This is a genomic window from Nocardia sp. 852002-51101_SCH5132738 (assembly GCF_001665695.1).
In the GTDB taxonomy this organism is placed as follows: Bacteria; Actinomycetota; Actinomycetes; order Mycobacteriales; family Mycobacteriaceae; genus Nocardia; species Nocardia nova.
This window is the reverse complement of sequence record NZ_LZML01000105.1, coordinates 139632-159270: the sequence shown is the minus strand read 5'-3', so window position 1 is coordinate 159270 and position 19639 is coordinate 139632. Positions and strand designations below refer to the sequence as shown.

General features: G+C 68.2%; 17 protein-coding genes. 3 read left to right on the top strand and 14 right to left on the bottom strand.

The features are described 5' to 3' along the window. Window positions 1-34: 34 nt before the first annotated feature. Window positions 35-1348, bottom strand: a complete 1314-nt coding sequence (locus tag A5789_RS15640; protein WP_064907037.1) for a cytochrome P450 — start codon at window positions 1346-1348, stop codon at window positions 35-37. A 183-nt stretch (window positions 1349-1531) separates the two neighbouring features. Here A5789_RS15640 and A5789_RS15635 point away from each other — a divergent pair, with 183 nt between their 5' ends. From A5789_RS15635 to A5789_RS37860, 3 genes are all read left to right on the top strand, one after another. Next, complete coding sequence (locus A5789_RS15635; protein ID WP_063019012.1) at window positions 1532-2158, top strand: DUF308 domain-containing protein; 627 nt, start codon at window positions 1532-1534, stop codon at window positions 2156-2158. A 74-nt stretch (window positions 2159-2232) separates the two neighbouring features. Beyond that, on the top strand, window positions 2233-2388 hold the full coding sequence (locus A5789_RS37335) for a hypothetical protein (RefSeq protein WP_197516614.1): 156 nt from the start codon (window positions 2233-2235) through the stop codon (window positions 2386-2388). 31 nt (window positions 2389-2419) lie between these two features. Next, entirely contained in the window at window positions 2420-3028 is a 609-nt protein-coding gene (locus tag A5789_RS37860; RefSeq protein WP_227462853.1) for a DUF4232 domain-containing protein, read from the top strand. Between the two features lie 29 nt (window positions 3029-3057). On the opposite strand, the gene A5789_RS15625 is transcribed toward A5789_RS37860, so the two are convergent. The 13 genes from A5789_RS15625 to A5789_RS15565 form a co-directional block, all read right to left on the bottom strand. Next, the gene (locus A5789_RS15625; protein ID WP_064907038.1) at window positions 3058-3882 is read right to left on the bottom strand and encodes a cyclase family protein; all 825 of its coding nucleotides are present in this window, start codon (window positions 3880-3882) and stop codon (window positions 3058-3060) included. Between the two features lie 37 nt (window positions 3883-3919). After that, window positions 3920-4741 carry an SAM-dependent methyltransferase gene (locus tag A5789_RS15620; protein ID WP_063014732.1) on the bottom strand — a complete coding sequence of 274 codons (822 nt, stop codon included), beginning with the start codon at window positions 4739-4741 and terminating at the stop codon, window positions 3920-3922. A 111-nt stretch (window positions 4742-4852) separates the two neighbouring features. Then, entirely contained in the window at window positions 4853-6478 is a 1626-nt protein-coding gene (gene nuoN, locus A5789_RS15615; RefSeq protein WP_064907039.1) for an NADH-quinone oxidoreductase subunit NuoN, read from the bottom strand. After that, window positions 6475-8124, bottom strand: coding sequence for an NADH-quinone oxidoreductase subunit M (locus tag A5789_RS15610; protein ID WP_063014736.1), 1650 nt, complete (start codon window positions 8122-8124; stop codon window positions 6475-6477). Before A5789_RS15610 ends, nuoN begins: the two co-directional genes overlap by 4 nt. Next, window positions 8121-10025: an NADH-quinone oxidoreductase subunit L gene (nuoL, locus tag A5789_RS15605; protein WP_064907040.1), complete on the bottom strand. Its 1905-nt coding sequence runs from the start codon at window positions 10023-10025 to the stop codon at window positions 8121-8123. The genes A5789_RS15610 and nuoL overlap by 4 nt, the downstream gene beginning before the upstream one ends. Window position 10026: 1 nt before the next feature. Then, complete coding sequence (gene nuoK / locus A5789_RS15600; protein WP_025350204.1) at window positions 10027-10326, bottom strand: NADH-quinone oxidoreductase subunit NuoK; 300 nt, start codon at window positions 10324-10326, stop codon at window positions 10027-10029. Beyond that, window positions 10323-11222 (bottom strand): NADH-quinone oxidoreductase subunit J, encoded by a 900-nt coding sequence (locus A5789_RS15595; RefSeq protein WP_082940741.1) that lies wholly within the window; start codon window positions 11220-11222, stop codon window positions 10323-10325. Before A5789_RS15595 ends, nuoK begins: the two co-directional genes overlap by 4 nt. Next, window positions 11219-13072, bottom strand: coding sequence for an NADH-quinone oxidoreductase subunit NuoH (nuoH, locus tag A5789_RS15590; protein ID WP_064907041.1), 1854 nt, complete (start codon window positions 13070-13072; stop codon window positions 11219-11221). The genes A5789_RS15595 and nuoH overlap by 4 nt, the downstream gene beginning before the upstream one ends. A gap of 1 nt (window position 13073) precedes the next feature. Then, window positions 13074-15542, bottom strand: coding sequence for an NADH-quinone oxidoreductase subunit G (locus tag A5789_RS15585; RefSeq protein WP_064907078.1), 2469 nt, complete (start codon window positions 15540-15542; stop codon window positions 13074-13076). Continuing rightward, entirely contained in the window at window positions 15539-16888 is a 1350-nt protein-coding gene (nuoF, locus tag A5789_RS15580) for an NADH-quinone oxidoreductase subunit NuoF (protein ID WP_064907042.1), read from the bottom strand. The genes A5789_RS15585 and nuoF overlap by 4 nt, the downstream gene beginning before the upstream one ends. Then, window positions 16888-17649: an NADH-quinone oxidoreductase subunit NuoE gene (gene nuoE, locus A5789_RS15575; protein WP_063014743.1), complete on the bottom strand. Its 762-nt coding sequence runs from the start codon at window positions 17647-17649 to the stop codon at window positions 16888-16890. The genes nuoF and nuoE overlap by 1 nt, the downstream gene beginning before the upstream one ends. Then, the gene (gene nuoD / locus A5789_RS15570) at window positions 17646-18977 is read right to left on the bottom strand and encodes an NADH dehydrogenase (quinone) subunit D (protein ID WP_030514410.1); all 1332 of its coding nucleotides are present in this window, start codon (window positions 18975-18977) and stop codon (window positions 17646-17648) included. Before nuoD ends, nuoE begins: the two co-directional genes overlap by 4 nt. After that, window positions 18977-19603, bottom strand: coding sequence for an NADH-quinone oxidoreductase subunit C (locus tag A5789_RS15565; RefSeq protein ID WP_064907080.1), 627 nt, complete (start codon window positions 19601-19603; stop codon window positions 18977-18979). The genes nuoD and A5789_RS15565 overlap by 1 nt, the downstream gene beginning before the upstream one ends. Window positions 19604-19639 lie beyond the last annotated feature (36 nt).

The following is a 19639-nucleotide window of genomic DNA, read 5'->3' as shown; positions in this document are numbered from 1 at the left end:
CGCGGGATCGGCGCTGTGGGATCGGTCGCGTGGATCAGAGCGTGCCCGGATGCGGTCGCAGCAGCACCGGCGCACCGTGGGCGGGCACATTGGTGATGTTGCGGATGCGGCCGCGTTCATGGGTGCGCACCGGCGCCAGGGCGAATCGGCCCAGCACTTCCGACAGCACCGCCGCGCCCTCCATGAGTGAGAATCCGGCGCCGATACAGCGACGCACACCACCACCGAACGGCAGCCAGGTGTTGGCGGCCACACTGCCGTCGAGAAAGCGCTCGGGACGGAAACTTTCGGGTTCGGGATGATTGTCCGGATTCGCATGCGCCAGCACGATCGAGGTCTGCACGACGGTGCCGCGGGGCAGGGTGTACCCGCCGATCGTCGTCTCGCGCGTGAGCCGGCGCAGTGTGCCGCCGATGACCGGATGGCGGCGCATCGCCTCCTTGAGCACCGCTTCCAGATATTTGTCGTCGCCCTCGGCGGCCGCGCGGCGCGCCCGCTGCTGCACCTCGGGATGGGCGGCCAATTCGAACATCGCCCACGACAGCGCCGACGCGGTGGTTTCGTGCCCGGCCAACAGCAGGGTCACCAACTGATCGCGCAGTTCGGCATCCGAGAGCGGCTCGTCGCCGGCCTCCGCGCCCACCGCGAGCAACCGGGCCAGCACGTCGGCGCGCTCACCGGGATCCGCCTCGTCGCGCCGGCGCGCGATCTCCTCGTACAGCAGCGCGTCGATCGCATTCTTGTTGTCGGCGAATCGCTTCCACGGGCCGAAACGCTGCAGCCGATGCCATTTCCAGCCCAGGAAGATCAGCGGGCCGACATCGACCAGGTACCGCAGCCGCGGCGCGAGCTCGGCACGTCCGCGCTGCTCGCTGATGCCGAACACCACCTGCATGATCACATCGAGTGTCAGTTCGTTCATCCGTGGCAGCGTCACCAGCGTGGTATCCGGCTGCCACTGGTCGATGTGGTGTTTGGCGATAGCCTCGACCAGGTCGCGGTAGCCGCGCAGCGCCGAGCCGGTGAACGCCGGCATCAGCAGCCGGCGGGCTCGCGCGTGCTCGTCCTCGTCGGTGAGCAACAGCGAATGCTGTCCCATCACCGGCTCCAGCACCCGATTGCCTTCGCCGGCATGCAGATCCGCCGGGGCGCCGGCGAAGATCTCGCGGATGTGTTCCGGACGCGAGAACACCACCAGATTCTCGGCATACGGTGCGATCATGCGCATCGTGTAGACATCGCCGTAGCGGCGCGAGGCCACCCCGGCGAACCAGCCCCGCCACTTCGCGTGCAACAGCGTCTGCGCCACCCGCGGCAGCCGGGGACCCGGCGGGAACACAGTGGTCATGGGGCTACCTCCCGACGGTCCGCGGCGGTGCGAGATCCGATATCCACCCCACGGTAGCCCGGTAACCGTTACCGGACCACACATGTTCCATGAGCAGTGGGCGGCTGTCCGATAGCTGGATCGGCCGGGCCGAACCCGGGAAATTGCGCAGGGTGCACCGTCCGGGGCCATATCATCGGGGCCATGCCCACCTTCCGAGCGGCCGGACGCAGGGATGTCTTCGCTGGTGATGCCTGGCACCTGGCGTGCGCGATCGGCTGTGCGTCGATCACCGTCGGGGTGATTCTGCTCGTTTGGCCCGATAAGTCCGTTCCGGTAGCGGAACTATTGCTCGGAACGACCCTGCTGCTGACCGCCGCCTGGCAGTTCACGGTCGCCTTCCGCGCGCGCATCCGGGGCGGGCTCAAGGCGCTGGAATTCGGGACCGGGGCCCTGTCGGTGCTGCTGGCGCTGTGGTGCATGCGCAGCGGTGACTGGGTGGCGTTGCTGGCGATGTGGGTCGGCATGGGATGGATGATCCGCGGCATCGTGCAGGCGATCGTCGCGGCCTGGTCGGAGGACCTGCCGAAGCCGGGCCGGCGCGAGGGCTACGGCCTGGCCACACTGCTGGCCGGACTCCTCGTGCTGGTGTGGCCGATCGACACCGTCGCGGCCCTGTCGGTTCTGGTCGGCGTCTGCCTGATCCTGCTCGGCGCGATGGAGATCCGCATGGCCGTCCGCGTCCGCCGTCCCGAACGCGGCGGCGACCAGGTGGGGGTGCGCGGTCTGCTCGGACCGCGCGCGCAGACCCCCGTCCGGGCCGCGGATTAGGGTCGGGACATGGTTGTCGTTCACCGCACCACCCTCGCGCCCGGCAAACTAGAACTGCTCACCGCACCGTCGAGGTGTCCGCCGCCGATCCGGAAACGCCGAACGCGGTGCGCGTCAATCGGGTTCCCTCGCAGTCGGCCGTCTCCGCGCCCGGGTGGGTCCGGGTGAGCTGGACCGATGCGGAGGGCGCGCCGGCGGCGGGGGTAGTGCTGGAGGTAGCGGTGAACTGAGCGCGCATGCGTGCGGTCGGAAGGAGTCGAGGTGAGATTCGGCAGATACGGATATCGGACGGCTGCGGTGGTGGTGCTCGGCGCGACCGCCGCCACCACCCTCGCCGGTTGTGCGCAACGCGACTCCGGGACCGCACCCTCCGCGCGACCGGCCACCGAAACGCCTGCCGCGCAGTCGCCTTCGCCGCAGCCCACCTCCACACCGGGGCCCACCACCACGGCGGCCGTCGCGGCGTGCCGGCCACGCCAGCTGGACATCACCGCCCACACCCTCTCGCCGGGGATGATGCATCGCGGCGTCGAACTGAGCTTCGCCCTCGCCGCCGACACCCCGCCCTGCACGATCGGCGGCTATCCCGGCGTCGACACCGACGAGGGCGGCCCGGTGCTGCACGCCCGACGCACCCCGCGCGGATACATGGGTGGCCTTCCCCGCGACGACGACACTCCACCCGTCGTCACGGTGCTGCCCGGTCGCCCCGCCCGCGCGGTCGTGGAAGGCTCCGCGATGGGCCCGGCCGGCGAGGACTGCCCGCTGTACACGAGTCTCGATGTGACAGCGCCCGATTCGACCGACACACGCACAGTGCACACCACCATCGACACGTGCGCCCTGGAGGTGCATCCGGTCACCGGCTGAGGCGATTCGAGCAGGCGGGATGCAGAGCCTCAGGTGTAGGCGAGCATTCGGCACGGTCGGCCCGTACCGCCGATGTGTTCGGGCGCGCCGACCACGACGGTGGCACCGGTCGGCGGGACCGAGCCGAGATTGGCCACCATCTCCACGCCGTAGCGACCGCCGCCGAGGAAGGCGGTGTGTGCGCCGTAGTCGGGATCGGCCGCGTGGTCGAGGCTGAGTGTATCCACCCCCGCGCCGACGATATCGCGCTGGCGCACAAGGTAATCCGCGGCCTCGGCGCAGAAGCCGGGCGCATGCGGGGTGCCCTGGACGTCGAGGTTGACGAAGGCCGCCGGATGGGCGAGGCGGCGTTCCCACCCGGAGAACATGGCGACGAAGGCCCGGGGCGGAATGCGGCCGTAGATTCGCTCGAACGCATCGATGTCGTCGATCGTGACCGTCGCGTCGACGTCGAACGCCGCCTTCGCGCTGATGTCGATCACGATGAGTGGAGCCACCAGATCACGCACCGAGAAGGTGCCGGCCGACACCCCGCCGGAGGCGCGGCGCAGCGGCGCATCGACATGGGTTCCGGTGTGCTCCCACAGCGCGATCGTGTTCTGGTCGAAACCGCCCAGCGCATGCCATGCCACCGGAACCATCGCGAACGGCGGATTACCCGGCCACATCGGCGTATTCGGGCCCACCGGATGGGTGAGATCGACGACGGCTCCGGCGCGCGGGCGTGCGACGGGTGCGGTGGCCGCCACCGCCAGCGCCGCGAGGCCGGCCGCGCCCGCCAAGGCGCGCCGCGACGGGACCGTCGCGAAATCGGCACCGTCGTGGGCGATCCGGACGATCCGAGGTGCGCACATGGTGCCCGGAAGCTTAGTGCCCCGCGACGTGTGACCGCTACGACTTACGGGCAAGGGCGCATGCGATCAGTTGTTCCCACAGCGTGGGTTCGCGCTCGGCGGGGCCGATGCGCGAGACCGAGGCGTCGGTTTCGGCGGGCCGCCACCGGGCGCAGATCTCCAGCCCCGGCTCGAGCACCTCGAGATCGCCGAACAGATCGAGGATCTCCTCGTCCGAACGCCAGCGGCCGCGCCCGAAGGTCGCCTGGAGCTTCTCCTCCGCGGCCTGCGTCTCCTCGTTGAAGCCGGAGCGGAAATGCGAGATATAGATCTGCGAGCCCACCGGGATCCGGTCGGTCCACCACTTCACCAAGTCGGCCGGGTTCTCGTCGTTGTTGAGGTGGTGCAGGATCGCGCTGAAGATCACCGCCACCGGCTCGTCGAAATCGATCAGCCGCCGCAGGTCCGGATGGGAGTAGATGGCCTCCGGATCGCGCAGATCCGCGTGGATGACCGTGGTGTTGTCGTCGGCGGACAGCAGGGCGCGACCATGGGCCAGCACGATCGGATCGTTGTCCACGTACACCACGCGCGCGGTGTCGAGGTGACGCTGGGCGACCTGATGCACATTGTCTACGGTCGGCAACCCGCTGCCCATATCGATGAACTGGCGCACACCGGATTCGGCGATATCGGCGACCGCGCGAATCATGGCCTGCCGATTGGCATAGGCGATGGCGACCGAACCAGGTAGATCGTTGATGAAGTAGTCACCGACCTTGCGGTCGACGGCGTAATTGTCGCGCCCGCCCAGCAGATAGTCGTACACGCGGGCGATGCTCGGCTTCGATTGATCCACCTGTGCGGCGCTGTCGGTCATGACACCAGTTTCTGTGCGCGGAGGTCGTCGTCGGACTCGATCCTAGAGCCACCGTTGACGTTTCGGTGCGGCCTCGACGAGAACCGTTGTCCCCGACGAAGTCTCCGGGCATCATCCGCTGACGAACCCGACCGCGCGGTTCGCCAGGTCGAGCAGCGGTTGCGGCACGATACCCAGCGCCAGGGTGGCGGCGCCGGTGACGATGACGACCATCGTGGTCACCGGCGCGGTGACCACGGCGGGCGGCGCCTCCGGGGGATCGGTGAAAAACATCTGCACGATGACGCGAATGTAGAAGAACACGGCGATCGCACTCGAGATCACACCGACGATCACCAGATACGCCGCATGTCCGGAGGCGGCCGCCGAGAACACCGCGAATTTCCCGACGAAGCCACTGGTCAGCGGAATGCCGGCGAACGACAGCAGAAACAACGCGAAAACCGTTGCCAGCCACGGCGAACGGCGACCGAGCCCGGCCCATGCCGACAATGCGGTGGCCTCGTCTCCCACGCGGTCGCGCACCAGCGTGACCACCGCGAACGCGCCGACCGTGCTCACGCCGTAGACGGCCAGATAGAACAGCACCGACGAGACCCCGTCGGAATTGGCCGCCACCAGCGCGGTGAGGATGAAGCCGGCGTGCGCGATGGAGGAGTAGGCGAGCATGCGCTTCACATCGGTCTGAGTGACGGCGAGAATCGCGCCCAGCACCATCGTGGCCACCGCCACGGCGCCCAGGATCGGACGCCAGTCCGCACTCAGTCCCGGCACCGCGACCTGCAGGATGCGCAGTAGAGCTCCCACCGCCGCGATCTTGGTCGCCGCGGCCATGAACGCGGTCACCGCGGTCGGCGCCCCCTGATACACATCGGGCACCCACGACTGGAACGGCACGGCGCCGATCTTGAACAGCAACCCCACCGCCAGCATCGCCACACCCAGCACCGCAAGGGTTTTCGAGCCGGAATCGCGCGCCACGGCGTCGGCGATCCCGGAGAAGCGAATCGTGCCGGCGTAGCCGTACAGCAGCGCCATCCCGTACAGGAAGAACGCCGAGGCGAACGCGCCCAGCAGGAAGTACTTCAGCGCCGCCTCCTGCGACAGCAGCCGACGCCGCCGCGCCAGCCCGCACAGCAGATACAGCGGCAGCGACAGCACCTCGAGCGCGACGAACATCGACAGCAGATCGTTGGACGCGGGAAACAGCAGCATGCCACCGACCGCGAACAGGGTCAGCGGAAACACCTCGGTGGTGGTGATGCCCGCCCGCGCCGCCGCGATCTCGTCCGAACTGCCCGGCACCGCCGCGGCCTGCGGAGTGAAGGCGTCGACGACGACCGCACCGGAAGCCGCCGCGGCCGCCCGGCTCCAGGTCCCGGGGCCCTCCCGGCTTTCGCGCGCCAGCCGCGGTTCGATACCGCGTTCGGCCATCAGCGCGACCGCGAGAATCGCCACCACCAGGATGGTGCCCTGCAGCATCAGCGTCACGTTGTCGACGGCGACCGCGCCGACTGCCACCGTGGCATGAGTCCCGGCGAGCGCGATCACGGCCACCAATGCCGCCACCAAACCGCCCAGCGCGAGCACCAGATGGACCGGATAGCGCCACGACCGGGGCAGGAACGCCTCGGCGATCACCCCGGCGACGGCCACACCGAAGACGACGAGCATCGGTCCCAAAGCGTGATATTCGATCGAAGGAGCCGGAACCGTCGCGGCCAGAAGCTGATTCACCGGTGGTTACCTCCGCTCGGAGTGGTCGCGGCCGGTACGGTCGCGGCATCCGGCGCGACCGTAGGCGCCGGATCGTGTTTGCCGATGGTGGTGAGCGTGCCGGCCACCGCCGGATTGATCCGGTCGAGAACCGGTTTCGGATACGCGCCGAGGACCAGCAACGCCGCCAGCAGCGGCACCACGACCAGCAGTTCGCGCGGCAGCAGATCCTGCAATCGCTCATTGCCCTTGCGGACCGGTCCGGTCATCATGCGCTGGTACATCCACAGCACGTACAGCGCCGCCAGCACCAGTGCGCCGCTGGCGAACACGGCCGCCACCGGATAGCGGGTGAACGTGCCGGCCAGGACGAGGAATTCGCTCACGAACGGCGCGAGGCCGGGCAGTGAGAGCGTCGCCAGGCCCGCGATCAGGAAGGTGCCAGCCAGTACCGGCGCCACCTTCTGTACCCCGCCGAATTCCGCGATCACCCGAGTTCCGCGGCGCGACACCAGGAATCCCGCGATGAGGAACAGCGCCGCGGTCGAGATGCCGTGGTTGACCATGTACAGCGTCGCACCCGACCCGCCTTGATTGGTCATCGCGAAGATGCCGAGGATGATGAAGCCGAAATGCGAGATCGAGGTGTAGGCGATCAGGCGCATCACATCGGTCTGCCCGATGGCCAGCAGCGCGCCGTAGAGGATGCCGATCACCGCCAGCACGCTGATCATCGGCGCGTAGGTGGTCGAGGCGGCCGGGAACAGCAGCAGGCAGTAGCGCAGCATGCCGAAGGTGCCGACCTTGTCGACCACCGCCATCATCAGTACCGCGCTCGCCGGTGTGGCCGACACCGCCGCGCCGGGCAGCCAGGTGTGCAGCGGCCACAGCGGCGCCTTCACCGCGAAGGCGAACATGAAGCCGAGGAACAGCGCGTTGAGCACGGCCGGACCGGCGCCGAGCTGCCCGGAATTCGCCGCCGCCGTGACCGCCCGGAAATCGAAGGTGCCACCCGCACCGCCGAGATGTGCCCGTGCGGTGAGTACGTAGAGCCCGATCACGGCGGCCAGCATGATCAGGCCGCCGAACAGGTTGTACAGCAGGAATTTCACCGCCGCGCGCGAACGCTGCTGCCGCAGTGCCAGTTCCGCGGCCGCCGATTCACCGCCGCTGGTGCGGGGCCCGAATCCGCCGATGAGGAAATACATCGGGATCAGCATGACCTCGAAGAACACGTAGAACAGCAGGATGTCGAGCGAGACGAACGAGATCAGCACCATCGACTCGACGATCAGGGTGAGCGCGACGTAGATGTGCGCGACCCGCCGCCCGCCGCCCGCTTCGCGGTCGTCCTTCCATCCGGCGAGGATCAGCAGCGGCACCAGTGCGGCGGTCAACAGCAGCAGCACCAGCGCGATGCCGTCGACGCCGAGGGTGTAGCCGGCGCCGAAAGCCGGTATCCAGCGGTGTGATTCGACGAGTTGGTATTGCGGGCCGCCGGGATCGAACCGCACCGCGACCACGATCGCGACGGCCAAGGTGGCCAGCGACAACACGAGTCCGGTCACCCGGGCCACCGTGCGCCGGCCGGCCGGAACGGCCAGCACGACGACGGCGCCGGCCAGAGGCAGCACCCACAGTGTGGTCAGCCAGGGATACTCCGTCACAGCAACCTCACCGCCAGCAGGGCCGCGACCACCAGGGCCGCGCCGGTGAACATGGACAGGGCGTACGAGCGCACGAAACCCGTTTGCACGCGCCGGATTCGCGCCGACAGGCCGCCGATCACCGCGGCCGTGGTGTTGACGATGCCGTCGATACCGCGGTTGTCGAGGAAGACCAGCGAGCGGGTCAGGTGGGTGCCCGGACGCATGAACGCGGCTTCGTTGAACGCGTCGCCGTACAGATCGCGGCGAGCCGCGACGGTCAATGGTGTGACCTCCTGCGGGGCGGTGCGCGGCACCGGCCGTCGCGCGTACTGGCGGTAGGCGACCGCGACACCGATCGCGACCACGACCAGCGCGGCCACGGTGACCGCCCACGCCGGCACGGCGCTTTCGGCGTGTTCGGTGCCGACCACCGGTGCCAGCCAGTTCTGCAGCGACGATCCGAAGACGAACACTCCGCCGGAGAACACCGAGCCGATCGCCAGCACGATCATCGGGCCGGTCATCACCGCGGGGGCTTCGTGCGGATGCGGCTGCGGCTCGGAATCGTCCGCAGTCCAACGCTTTTCGCCGAAGAACGTCAACAACATCACGCGCGTCATATAGAAGGCGGTGATCCCGGCGCCGAGCAGCGCGGCGGCGCCGAGGGTGATGCCGTTCGCGCCGCCGTAGCCGAACGCGGCCTCGATGATCCGATCCTTGGAGAAGAACCCCGCGAACGGCGGCACCCCGATGATCGCCAGATAGCCGAGCCCGAAGGTGACGAACGTGATGGGCAGGTACTTTCGCAGCCCGCCGTAACGGCGCATATCCGTCTCGTCGTTCATCGCGTGCATGACCGATCCGGCGCCGAGGAACAATCCGGCCTTGAAGAAGCCGTGGGTGAGCAGATGCATGATCGCCACGGCATATCCGGCGGGGCCCAGTCCGGCGGCCAGCACCATATAGCCGATCTGACTCATCGTGGACGCCGCCAGCGCCTTCTTGATGTCGTCCTTCGCACAGCCGATCACGGCGCCGAACAGCAGCGTCACCGCGCCCACCACCAGCACGCCCGCGCGCGCCGCCGGGGCCGCGTCGAAGATCGCGTTCGACCGCGCGATCAGATACACACCCGCGGTCACCATGGTGGCGGCGTGGATGAGGGCCGACACCGGAGTCGGGCCTTCCATCGCGTCGCCGAGCCAGGACTGCAGCGGCACCTGCGCGGATTTACCGCACGCGCCGAGCAGCAACAGCAGGCCCAGAGCGGTGAGGGTGCCTTCGCTCGCCTGCGGGACACCGGCGAACACGTGCCCGAAATCCACCGAACCGAAGGTGGCGAACATCAGGAACAGCGCGATCGCCAGCCCCATGTCGCCGACGCGGTTGACCACGAAGGCCTTCTTCGCCGCCGCGGCCGCGGACGGCTTCTCGTGCCAGAACCCGATCAGCAGATACGAGGCCAGGCCCACGCCCTCCCAGCCGAGATAGAGCACCAGATAGTTGTCGGCCATGACGAGGATCAGCATCGCGGCCAGGAACAGATTGAGGTAGGCGAAGAACCGCCGCCGCGCCGGATCGTGGCTCATATAGCCGACCGAGTAGATGTGGATCAGCGAGCCGACGCCGGTGATCAGCAGGACGAAACACATCGTCAGCTGATCGAGTTGCAGCGAGAACTCCGCCTGCAGTCCGGCCACCGGTATCCAGCTGAAGAAGTTGTGTGACACCGCTCGATCGGCGCCGGCGCGGCCGAGCATCTCGGCGAACGCCCACACCGCCACGCCGAACGAGGCGACCGCGGTCGCGCAGCCCAGCCAATGCCCCCAGCGGTCGCTCAGGTGTCCTGCCAGCAGCAGGATCAGCGCGCCGGCGGCGGGGAGGGCCGGCAGCAGCCAGAGCAGATTCCCGGTACCCACGTCAGTACTTCAACAGGTTGGCGTCGTCGACCGAGGTCGAGCGGCGGGTGCGGAAGATGGTCATGATGATCGCCAGGCCCACGACGACTTCGGCCGCGGCGACGACCATCGTGAAGAACGCGAACACCTGCCCATCGAGGTTGTGGTGCTGCCGGGCGAAGGTGACGAAGGCGAGATTGACCGCGTTGAGCATCAATTCGATGCACATGAACACCACGATCGCGTTGCGCCGCACCAGCACCCCGGCCGCGCCGATGGTGAACAGCAGGGCGGACAGATACAGGTAGTTGTCCGGATTCACCGCGGAGCCTTCCTCTCGTTGTCGCCGGTCGCATGGGCGCCGTTGCTGTCGCTGCGTCCGTTCTCGCCACCGCCGTTCGATTCACTGCCGTTCGATCCGGTGCCGTTGCCGCCGTTGCCTTCTCCCATACCGATCACCGCGTCCTCGGTGTGGGCGCGGCGGCGGCGATGGCGCAGGATGGTGCTCACCGACAGTTCGGCGAACGAGCCGTCGGGCAGCCGGGCCGGCACGTCGACGGCGTTGTGGCGGGCATAGACACCGGGGGTGGGCAGGGGCGTGATGCGGTGGCCTTCGCGCAGGCGCCGCTGCGATTGTTCGCGCTGCCCGGTGCGCGGACCGAACCGTTCCCGATGCGCGAGGATCATCGCGCCGATGGTGGCGGTGATCAGCAGCGCGCCGGTGAGTTCGAAGGCCCACACGTAACGCACGAAGATCAGCTCGGCCAGCGCGCCGATCGGGTCGGCGCCGAATCCGGGACCGGTGGCCGCGACCGAATCGTCGCGCACGCCCCGGGCGATCGCCCCGATCAGCAGCAGCCCGAATCCGACACCCACCACGACGACGGCGATGCGGTGCCCGCGCAACGTCTCCCGCAGCGATTCGGCCGAATCGACGCCGACGAGCATCAGGACGAACAGGAACAACATCATGACCGCGCCCGTGTACACCACGATCTGCACGACGCCCAGGAACAAAGCGTCCTGGGCGATGTAGAACACCGACAGGGTGATCATGGTGGCCGCCAGGCACAGCGCGGAGTGCACGGCCTTGCGGGCACACACCATGCCGAGACCACCCGCCACCGCGACCACGGCCAGGACCCAGAACAGCACCGCCTCCCCGGTCGAGGTACGGGTGGCAGCTTCGGCGGCAAGCACATTCGCGGCCGGGGTCATTGCGCACCTCCTTGGGCACCGGTGGCGGCCGGTTCGAGACCGGTGTCCGCGGCGGTGGTGCCGGTGGGACGGAGCCCGGTATCGCGGTCGGTGCCGGGGGCGGCGGGGACGGCGCCCAGGTAGTAGTCCTCCTCGGTGGCGCCCGGATAGGCGGCGTGCGGCGGGGCGATCATCCCGTCGCCCAGCGGGGCGAGCAGCCGGTCCTTCTCGTAGATCAGATCGGCGCGATTGTCGTCGGCCATCTCGTATTCGTTGGTCATCGTCAATGCCCGCGTGGGGCACGCCTCGATGCACAGTCCGCAGCCGATGCAGCGCAGATAGTTGATCTGGTAGACGCGGCCGTAGCGCTCGCCGGGGGAGTAGCGCTCGCTGTCGGTGTTGTCGGCGCCCTCGACGTAGATCGCGTCCGCCGGGCAGGCCCACGCGCACAGTTCGCAGCCGATGCACTTCTCCAGGCCGTCGGGATGGCGGTTGAGCTGGTGGCGGCCGTGGTAGCGCGGCGCGGTCGGCACCTTCTCCTCGGGGTAGAACTCGGTGTTCTTCTTCTTGAACATCGTGACGAAGGTGACCCAGAATCCGCCGATGGGTTCCAGCAGACCGGCTTTGGTGGCAGGCGGCGCGGTCTCGGGCATCGGCGGCACCGGGAAGTCCGAGAACTGTTGCGTCCCAGTGGTTTCCGGTGCGATATTGTCACCGGCACGCCCGGCGCGCAGCATTGTCGCCAGCAGGCCCACCGAGATGATCACGCCGGCGATCACGAGGCCCGTGGTCTGCACGTCGTGGCCGTTGTCCTGCACCACCTTCAGCGTCGCCACGATCATCACCCACAGCAGCGACACCGGAATGAGCAACTTCCAGCCGAGATTCATGAACTGGTCGTAGCGCAGCCGCGGCAGCGTCCCGCGCAACCAGATGAAGACGAACAGGAACGTCCAGACCTTCAGCGTGAACCACAGCAGCGGCCACCAGCCCGAATTCGCGCCGTCCCACAGGTTCAGCGGGAAGGGTGCGTGCCAGCCGCCGAAGAACAGTGTGGTGGCCAGCGCCGAGACGGTGCCCATGTTGATGTATTCGGCCATCATGAACATCGCGAATTTCAGCGACGAGTATTCGGTGTGGAAACCGCCGACGAGTTCACCCTCGGCTTCGGGGAGATCGAAGGGGGCGCGGTTGGTTTCGCCGACCATCGCCACCGCGTAGATGACGAACGACGGCAGCAGCAGCCAAATGTTCCAGGTGCCCCACTGCCGATCCACGATGCCGGAGGTGGACATGGTCCCGGCCAGCAGGAACACCGCCGCGAAACAGGCCGCCATCGCGATCTCGTAGGAAATCACCTGCGCGGTCGACCGCAGACCACCGAGCAGCGGATACGTCGATCCCGACGACCATCCCGCCAGCACGATGCCGTAGACCCCGATCGAGGTCATCGCGAGGATATAGAGCACCCCCACCGGCATATCGGTCAACTGCAGCGGTGTGCGGGTGCCGAAGATCGACACCTCCGGTCCGAGCGGTATCACCGCGAACGCCATCACCGCCGGAATCAACGCGACGATCGGCGCCAGAATGTAGATGGGCTTGTCGACCATCGCCGGGACGATGTCCTCTTTGAGGAGCATCTTCACCCCGTCGGCGATGGATTGCAGCGAACCGCGCGGCCCGACCCGATTGGGTCCGACCCGCATCTGCATCCAGGCCACCACCTTGCGCTCGATCACCACCGCGAGCAGCGGGATGAGCAGCAGGAAGATGAAGATACCGATGGATTTGACCACGACCAGCCACCACGGGTCGTGGCCGAACGCGGACAGATCGGCCGGGGCCGAGACCAGCACAGCCGGTGACATCTCACTCATGGGGGTCCTCCCGTTGGATGCGCACGCGGTGACCGAGGGCGGTGGTGAGCCGGTCGTTGACCGTCGACTCCGCCGAATTCCACGGCAGCCAGGCGACGCGATCGGGCATCTCGGTGATCTCGAGCGGCAGCACGATGCGACCGTGCCCGGTGCTGATCCGCACCGAATCGCCGGTGGCCGAGCCGATTTCGGCGGCGGTGGCCGGCGACAGCCGCAGCACCGCGGGCCGTGCCGTGCCGGCGAGATTCGGTTCACCGTCCTGCATGCGGCCGTTGTCGAGCAGCATGCGCCAGCCGGCGAGGATGGCGGTGCCGGTTTCGGTATCCGGTAGTGCGGCCGACGGATGCGCCGGGGGCTGCGGCCGCGGCCCGTCCCAGACACCCAGGGCGTCCAATTCCGCGCGGGCGGCCTCCACCGTCGGCAAGCCCAGTCGCACACCCATCTCGTCGGCCAGCGAATGCAGCACGCGATGATCGGCCAGCGGAGCAGCCTGCCGCCGCACCGTCGCATCACCGAGAGCGGCGCCGAACGGCCGCGGCCGGCCCTCCCAGGTCAGGTATGTTCCCGCCTTCTCCATGGCCGAGGCGACGGGGAACACCACATCGGCCCGCTCGGTGACCTCGCTGTGCCGCAATTCCAGGCTGACCACGAAGGCGGCGGCCTCGAGGGCGGCCCGGGCGGCGCGGGGATCGGGCAGATCGGCGATCTCCACACCGCCGATCAGCAGCGCGCCGGGGTGACGGCCGGCGTCGAGGATCGCGGCGGTATCGCGACCGGGTGTGGTCGGCAGTTCGTCGACCTGCCAGATCCGCTGAACCTGTTGGCGCGCACGCGCATTCGCGATCGGGCGACCGCCCGGCAGCAGACCGGGCAGCGCTCCCGCCTCGAGCGCGCCACGTTCCCCGGCGCGGCGCGGCACCCATGCGAGCGCGGCGCCGGTGGTCTCGGCCAATGCCGCCACCGCCGACAGCGCACCGGGGAGTGCGGCCAGCCGTTCGCCGGCCAGGATCACCGCACCGCGACGGCGCAGCGCGCGGGCGAGTTCGTCCAGCCCCGACGGATCGGGCGGACATTCGTATCCGGCGCCCGAGACCGCCAGCGCCTGCAAGAGCCGCGCTTCGTCGCCGGGCACGGTAGGAATCAACCGCCCCGATATCCGGTTCAGGCCCCGGCTCGCATAAGCGGCCATCGAATAGATCGCAGTCGCCGAGGTGCGGGCGGCCTTGCGCAGCCGCAGATGCAGGATCGGGCATTCCTCTTCGGGTTCGAGTCCGGCGAGCAGGGCGACCGGCGCCGAATCCAGCGCCCCGTAGTCCACCCGCACCCCTTGTCCGGCGATCGCCGCGGCCAGGAATTCGGCTTCCTCGGCGGAATGGGCGCGAGCACGGAAATCAATGTCGTTGGTGCCCAGTGCGATACGCGCGAATTTGGCGTACGCGTAGGCGTCCTCGACGGTGGCCCGGCCGCCCACCAGCACTCCGGCGTTCCCGCGGGCGGCGGCCAGTCCCGCACCCGCTCGCGCGAGCGCCTCCGACCACGAGGCCGGAACGAGGACGCCGCTGTCGTCGCGGATCAGGGGAGTGGTGATCCGGTCGGGTTCGGTCGCGTAGGTGAAGGCCCACCGGCCCTTGTCGCAATTCCATTCCTCGTTGACCTGCGGATCATCACCGGCCAAGCGGCGCAGCACTTTTCCGCGGCGGTGGTCGGTGCGCTGGGCGCACCCGGCGGCGCAGTGCTCACACACCGCCGGACTCGAGACCAGGTCGAAGGGGCGGGCGCGGAAGCGGTAGGTGGTGCCGGTGAGGGCGCCGACCGGGCAGATCTGGACGGTGTTGCCGGAGAAGTAGGAGTCCATCGGCTCGCCGTCGGCGATCCCGACCTGCTGCAGTGCGCCGCGGTCCATCAACTCGATGAACGGATCACCGGCGATCTGCTGTGAGAACCGGGTGCAGCGGGCGCACAGCACGCACCGCTCCCGATCCAGCAGCACCGCGGGTGAGAGCGGAATCGGTTTGGGGTAGGTGCGTTTCACCCCTTCGAAGCGTGATTCGGGCCGGCCGCTGGACATCGCCTGGTTCTGCAGCGGGCATTCCCCGCCCTTGTCGCAGACCGGGCAATCCAGCGGATGGTTGATCAGCAGCAGCTCCATCACCCCGGCCTGCGCCTTCTGCGCGGCCGGCGAACTGATCTGGGTGTGGGCGATCATCCCGTCGGTGACGGCCATCGTGCAGGAGGCGACGGGCTTGCGCTGCCCCTCCACCTCGACCAGGCACTGCCGGCACGCCCCGACCGGATCGAGCAGCGGATGATCGCAGAACCGGGGGATCTGGATTCCGACGAGTTCGGCCGCCCGGATGAGCAACGTTCCGGTGGGCACCGCGATCGTCGTGCCGTCGATGGTGACGGTGACCATGTCCTGGGGGATGACGCCACTGCTGTCGTGGCTCACTGTCGCGGTCATCGCACTCCTTCGGCAGGCGTCGCTGCGGTCGCGGCCGTGGCGCCGGCCCAGGCGGTCGAGCGAGCGGGATCGAACGGGCACCGGCCCAGCCGGATGTGCTCGGCGTATTCGTCGCGGAAGTATCTGAGCGAGGACACGATCGGGCTGGCCGCACCATCCCCGAGCGCACAGAACGATTTGCCGTTGATGTTGTCGGCTATATCGAGCAGGGTGTCCAGATCGGCGGCGGTACCGCCGCCGGACTCCAGCCGTTGCAGCAGCTGCACCAGCCAGTAGGTGCCCTCCCGGCAGGGGGTGCATTTTCCGCAGGATTCGTGGGCGTAGAACTCGGTCCAGCGCAGGACCGCGCGTACCACGCAGGTGGTGTCGTCGAAGATCTGTAATGCCTTGGTGCCCAACATGGATCCGGCCGCACCCACGTTCTCGTAGTCCAGCGGCACATCGAGGTGTTCGGCGGTGAACAAGGGCGTGGAGGAGCCGCCGGGAGTCCAGAACTTCAGGGTGTGCCCGGCGCGCACGCCGCCGGCGTAACCGAGAAGTTCGCGCAGCGTCACACCCAGCGGCGCCTCGTACTGTCCCGGCCGGGTGACGTGTCCGGACAGTGAGTACAGGGTGAAGCCCGGCGATTTCTCCGACCCCATCGAACGGAACCATTCGACGCCGTTGTGCAGGATGGCCGGCACACTCGCGATCGACTCCACATTGTTGACCACGGTCGGGCACGCGTACAGGCCGGCGACGGCGGGGAAGGGCGGGCGCAGGCGAGGCTGGCCGCGGCGGCCCTCGAGCGAATCCAGCAGGGCGGTTTCCTCACCGCAGATGTAGGCGCCGGCACCGGCGTGCACGATCAGGTCGAGATCGAAGCCCGAACCGAGAATGTCGCGGCCCAGATAGCCTGCGGCATAAGCCTCTTCGACAGCGGCTTGGAGCCGGCGCAGCACCGGCACGACCTCGCCGCGCAGATAGATGAACGCATGGGCGGCGCGGATCGCGTAGGCGGCGATGATGGCGCCCTCGACCAGCACATGCGGGGTCGCCATCATCAACGGGATGTCCTTGCAGGTGCCGGGCTCGGATTCGTCGGCGTTGACCACCAGGTAGTGCGGCTTACCGGCCGCCGGCGAGCCCTCGGGATCCTGCGGGATGAAACCCCATTTCATGCCGGTGGGAAATCCGGCGCCGCCGCGGCCGCGCAGCCCGGCGTCCTTCACCGTGGCGATGACCTCGTCGGGATGCATGCCCAGCGCCCGGGACAGGGCGCGATAGCCGTCGTGTGCCCGGTAGGTGTCGAGGGTCCACGATTGCGGCTGATCCCAGTAGCGGGTGAGTACGGGCGCGAGCGTCATCACCGTTCCCCCTGTTCGCTATCCGAATCACCCTGCGGTGCAGCAGGTGTCGACTGCTCGGCCGCCACGCGCAGACCGGCGAGCGTGGCTTCTCCGGGGGTGCCCTCGTTGGCGTCGGGCCGCCGATCCGGGAATCCGGCGAGGATGCGGGCCGTTTCGCGGAAGCTGCACAACGGTGCGGCGCTGCGCGTGCCGGTGACCTCGCGTCCGGCTCGCAGCGCGTCGGCGAGCGCGCGGGCCGACTCCGGGGTCTGGTTGTCGAAAAATTCCCAGTTCACCATGACGACCGGGGCGTAATCGCAGGCGGCGTTGCACTCCAGATGTTCCAGCGTGATGGACCCGTCCGCGGTCGTTTCCCCGGGGGTGATCTCCAGATGTCGGGTGAGCGCGGCCAGGATCTCGTCGCCGCCCATGACCGCGCACAGCGTATTGGTGCAGACTCCGACGTGATAGTCCCCGGTCGGGGTGCGGCGATACATCGAGTAGAAGGTGGCGACCGCGGTCACTTCGGCGTCGGTGAGCCCGAGTTGTTCGGCGCAGAACGCGATCCCGGTGCCGCTGACATATCCTTCGACGCTCTGCACCAGATGCAACAGCGGCAGCAGCGCCGAGCGCGAGTGCGGATAGCGATCGATGATCTCCCGTGCCTCCGCCCGCAGATTCTCCTGTACCTGCGGCGGGTAGGGGACGGGCCGCTGCGACAACTGCAGCAGGATCGGGTCGCGACCGGTCGCGGTCGCGGGAATCGGTTCGGCTGTCATCGGTCGACACCACCCATCACCGGGTCGATGCTGGCCACCGAGGCGATCACGTCGGCGACCATGCCGCCTTCGCACATCGCCGCCACGGCCTGCAGATTCGTGAACGAGGGATCGCGGAAATGCACGCGGTAGGGCCGGGTTCCGCCGTCGGAGACCATGTGGACGCCGAGTTCGCCGCGCGGGGATTCCACCGATGTGTACACCTGGCCGGGCGGCACCCGCATACCCTCGGTGACGAGCTTGAAGTGGTGGATCAGCGCCTCCATCGACGTGCCCATGATGGTGCCGATATGTTCGGCGGAATTGCCGAGGCCGTCGGGCCCCAGCTTCAGATCGGCCGGCCACGCGATCTTCTTGTCCGACACCATGACCGGGCCCGGGCGGAGTTTGTCGAGGCACTGCTCGACGATCTTCAGCGACTCCTTCATCTCCTTGATGCGGATCAGGTAGCGGCCGTAGCAGTCGCATCCGGTGTCGGTCATGACGTCGAACTCGTAGTCCTCGTAGCCGCAGTACGGCTGCGACTTGCGCAGATCGTGCGGCAGTCCGGTCGAGCGCAGGACCGGGCCCGTCACTCCCAGAGCCATACACGAGGCCAGGTCGAGATATCCGATGCCGCGCGTGCGCGCCTTGAAGATCGGGTTCTCGTTGAGCAGCAACTCCATATCGCGCAACCGTTTCGGCATGAGCGCCAGCAGATCCCGGATCTTGCCCACCGCGTCGGGCGGCAGATCCTGTGCCAGTCCGCCCGGACGGATGTAGGCGTGGTTCATCCGCAGTCCGGTGACCGTTTCGAAGATGTCGAGGATCAGCTCGCGCTCGCGGAAGCCGAACAGCATCGGCGTCAGCGCGCCGAGTTCCATACCTCCGGTGGCCAGCGCGACCAGATGCGAGGAGATGCGGTTGAGTTCCATCAGCATGACGCGGACGATGTTCACCCGCTCGGGAATATCGTCGGTGATGCCGAGCAGCCGCTCCACGGCCAGGCAGTAGGCCGTCTCGTTGAACAGCGGGGACAGGTAGTCCATCCGGGTCACGAACGTGACGCCCTGCACCCAGTTGCGGAACTCGAGATTCTTCTCGATGCCGGTGTGCAGGTAGCCGATTCCGCAGCGCGCCTCGGTGACCGTTTCGCCCTCGATCTCGAGGATCAGCCGCAGCACGCCGTGCGTGGACGGATGCTGTGGCCCCATATTGACGACGATGCGCTCTTCCGCGGCGCCGTCGAGGGCCTCGCGCACATCGTCCCAGTCCTGTCCGACGACCGTGACCGCCGGGCTCTCGGCGACCGGATCCGTTGCGGCGCCGGTGATTTCGGTGTGGTTCATCAGCTGTAGGTCCTCCGCTGGTCCGGCGGCGGAATACGCGCGCCCTTGTACTCGACCGGGATCCCGCCGAGCGGGTAGTCCTTGCGCTGCGGATGTCCACGCCAGTCGTCGGGCATCATGATCCGCGTCAGCGACGGGTGCCCGTCGAAGACGATGCCGAAGAAGTCGTAGGTTTCGCGCTCGTGCCAGTCGGTGGTCGGATACACCGCGAACAGCGAGGGCATATGCGGATCCGAATCCGGTACCGACACCTCGACCCGCACCCGGCGGTTGTGCGTGATCGACAGCAGGTGATAGGCGGCGTGCAGTTCGCGTCCCGTGTCGTCCGGATAGTGCACGCCGTTCACGCCGAGGCACAGTTCGAAGCGCAACGCCGCGTCGTCGCGCAGCGCGCGCGCCACCTCCACCACCCGTTCCCGCCGCACGTGCAGGGTCAGTTCCCCGGCGAAGACCACGATCTTCTCGATCGCGGCGCGAAATACCTCGTCTCCCACCGACTGTGCCAGGGCGGCGACCACCTCGTCGAAATAGGAACCGTAGGGCGCGGGGGTACTGCCGGGCAGCGCGACGGTCCGCACCAGCCGTCCGTACCCGGAGGTGTCACCGGTGCCCCGGACGCCGAACATGCCGCGGCGCACGCCGATGACCTCGTCGTCGGGACG

Bases quoted from the DNA above. Each gene is read 5' to 3' on its own strand.
- A5789_RS15565 (WP_064907080.1), bottom strand. From the start codon at position 19,603: ATGTTCGGCGTCCGGGGCACCGGTGACACCTCCGGGTACGGACGGCTG.
- A5789_RS15625 (WP_064907038.1), bottom strand. From the start codon at position 3,882: ATGTGCGCACCTCGGATCGTCCGGATCGCCCACGACGGTGCCGATTTC.
- A5789_RS15595 (WP_082940741.1), bottom strand. From the start codon at position 11,222: ATGACCCCGGCCGCGAATGTGCTTGCCGCCGAAGCTGCCACCCGTACC.
- nuoH (WP_064907041.1), bottom strand. From the start codon at position 13,072: ATGTCACCGGCTGTGCTGGTCTCGGCCCCGGCCGATCTGTCCGCGTTC.
- nuoF (WP_064907042.1), bottom strand. From the start codon at position 16,888: ATGACGCTCGCGCCCGTACTCACCCGCTACTGGGATCAGCCGCAATCG.
- A5789_RS15635 (WP_063019012.1), top strand. From the start codon at position 1,532: ATGCCCACCTTCCGAGCGGCCGGACGCAGGGATGTCTTCGCTGGTGAT.
- A5789_RS15640 (WP_064907037.1), bottom strand. From the start codon at position 1,348: ATGACCACTGTGTTCCCGCCGGGTCCCCGGCTGCCGCGGGTGGCGCAG.
- nuoD (WP_030514410.1), bottom strand. From the start codon at position 18,977: ATGAACCACACCGAAATCACCGGCGCCGCAACGGATCCGGTCGCCGAG.
- A5789_RS15585 (WP_064907078.1), bottom strand. From the start codon at position 15,542: ATGACCGCGACAGTGAGCCACGACAGCAGTGGCGTCATCCCCCAGGAC.
- A5789_RS15620 (WP_063014732.1), bottom strand. From the start codon at position 4,741: ATGACCGACAGCGCCGCACAGGTGGATCAATCGAAGCCGAGCATCGCC.
- nuoE (WP_063014743.1), bottom strand. From the start codon at position 17,649: ATGACAGCCGAACCGATTCCCGCGACCGCGACCGGTCGCGACCCGATC.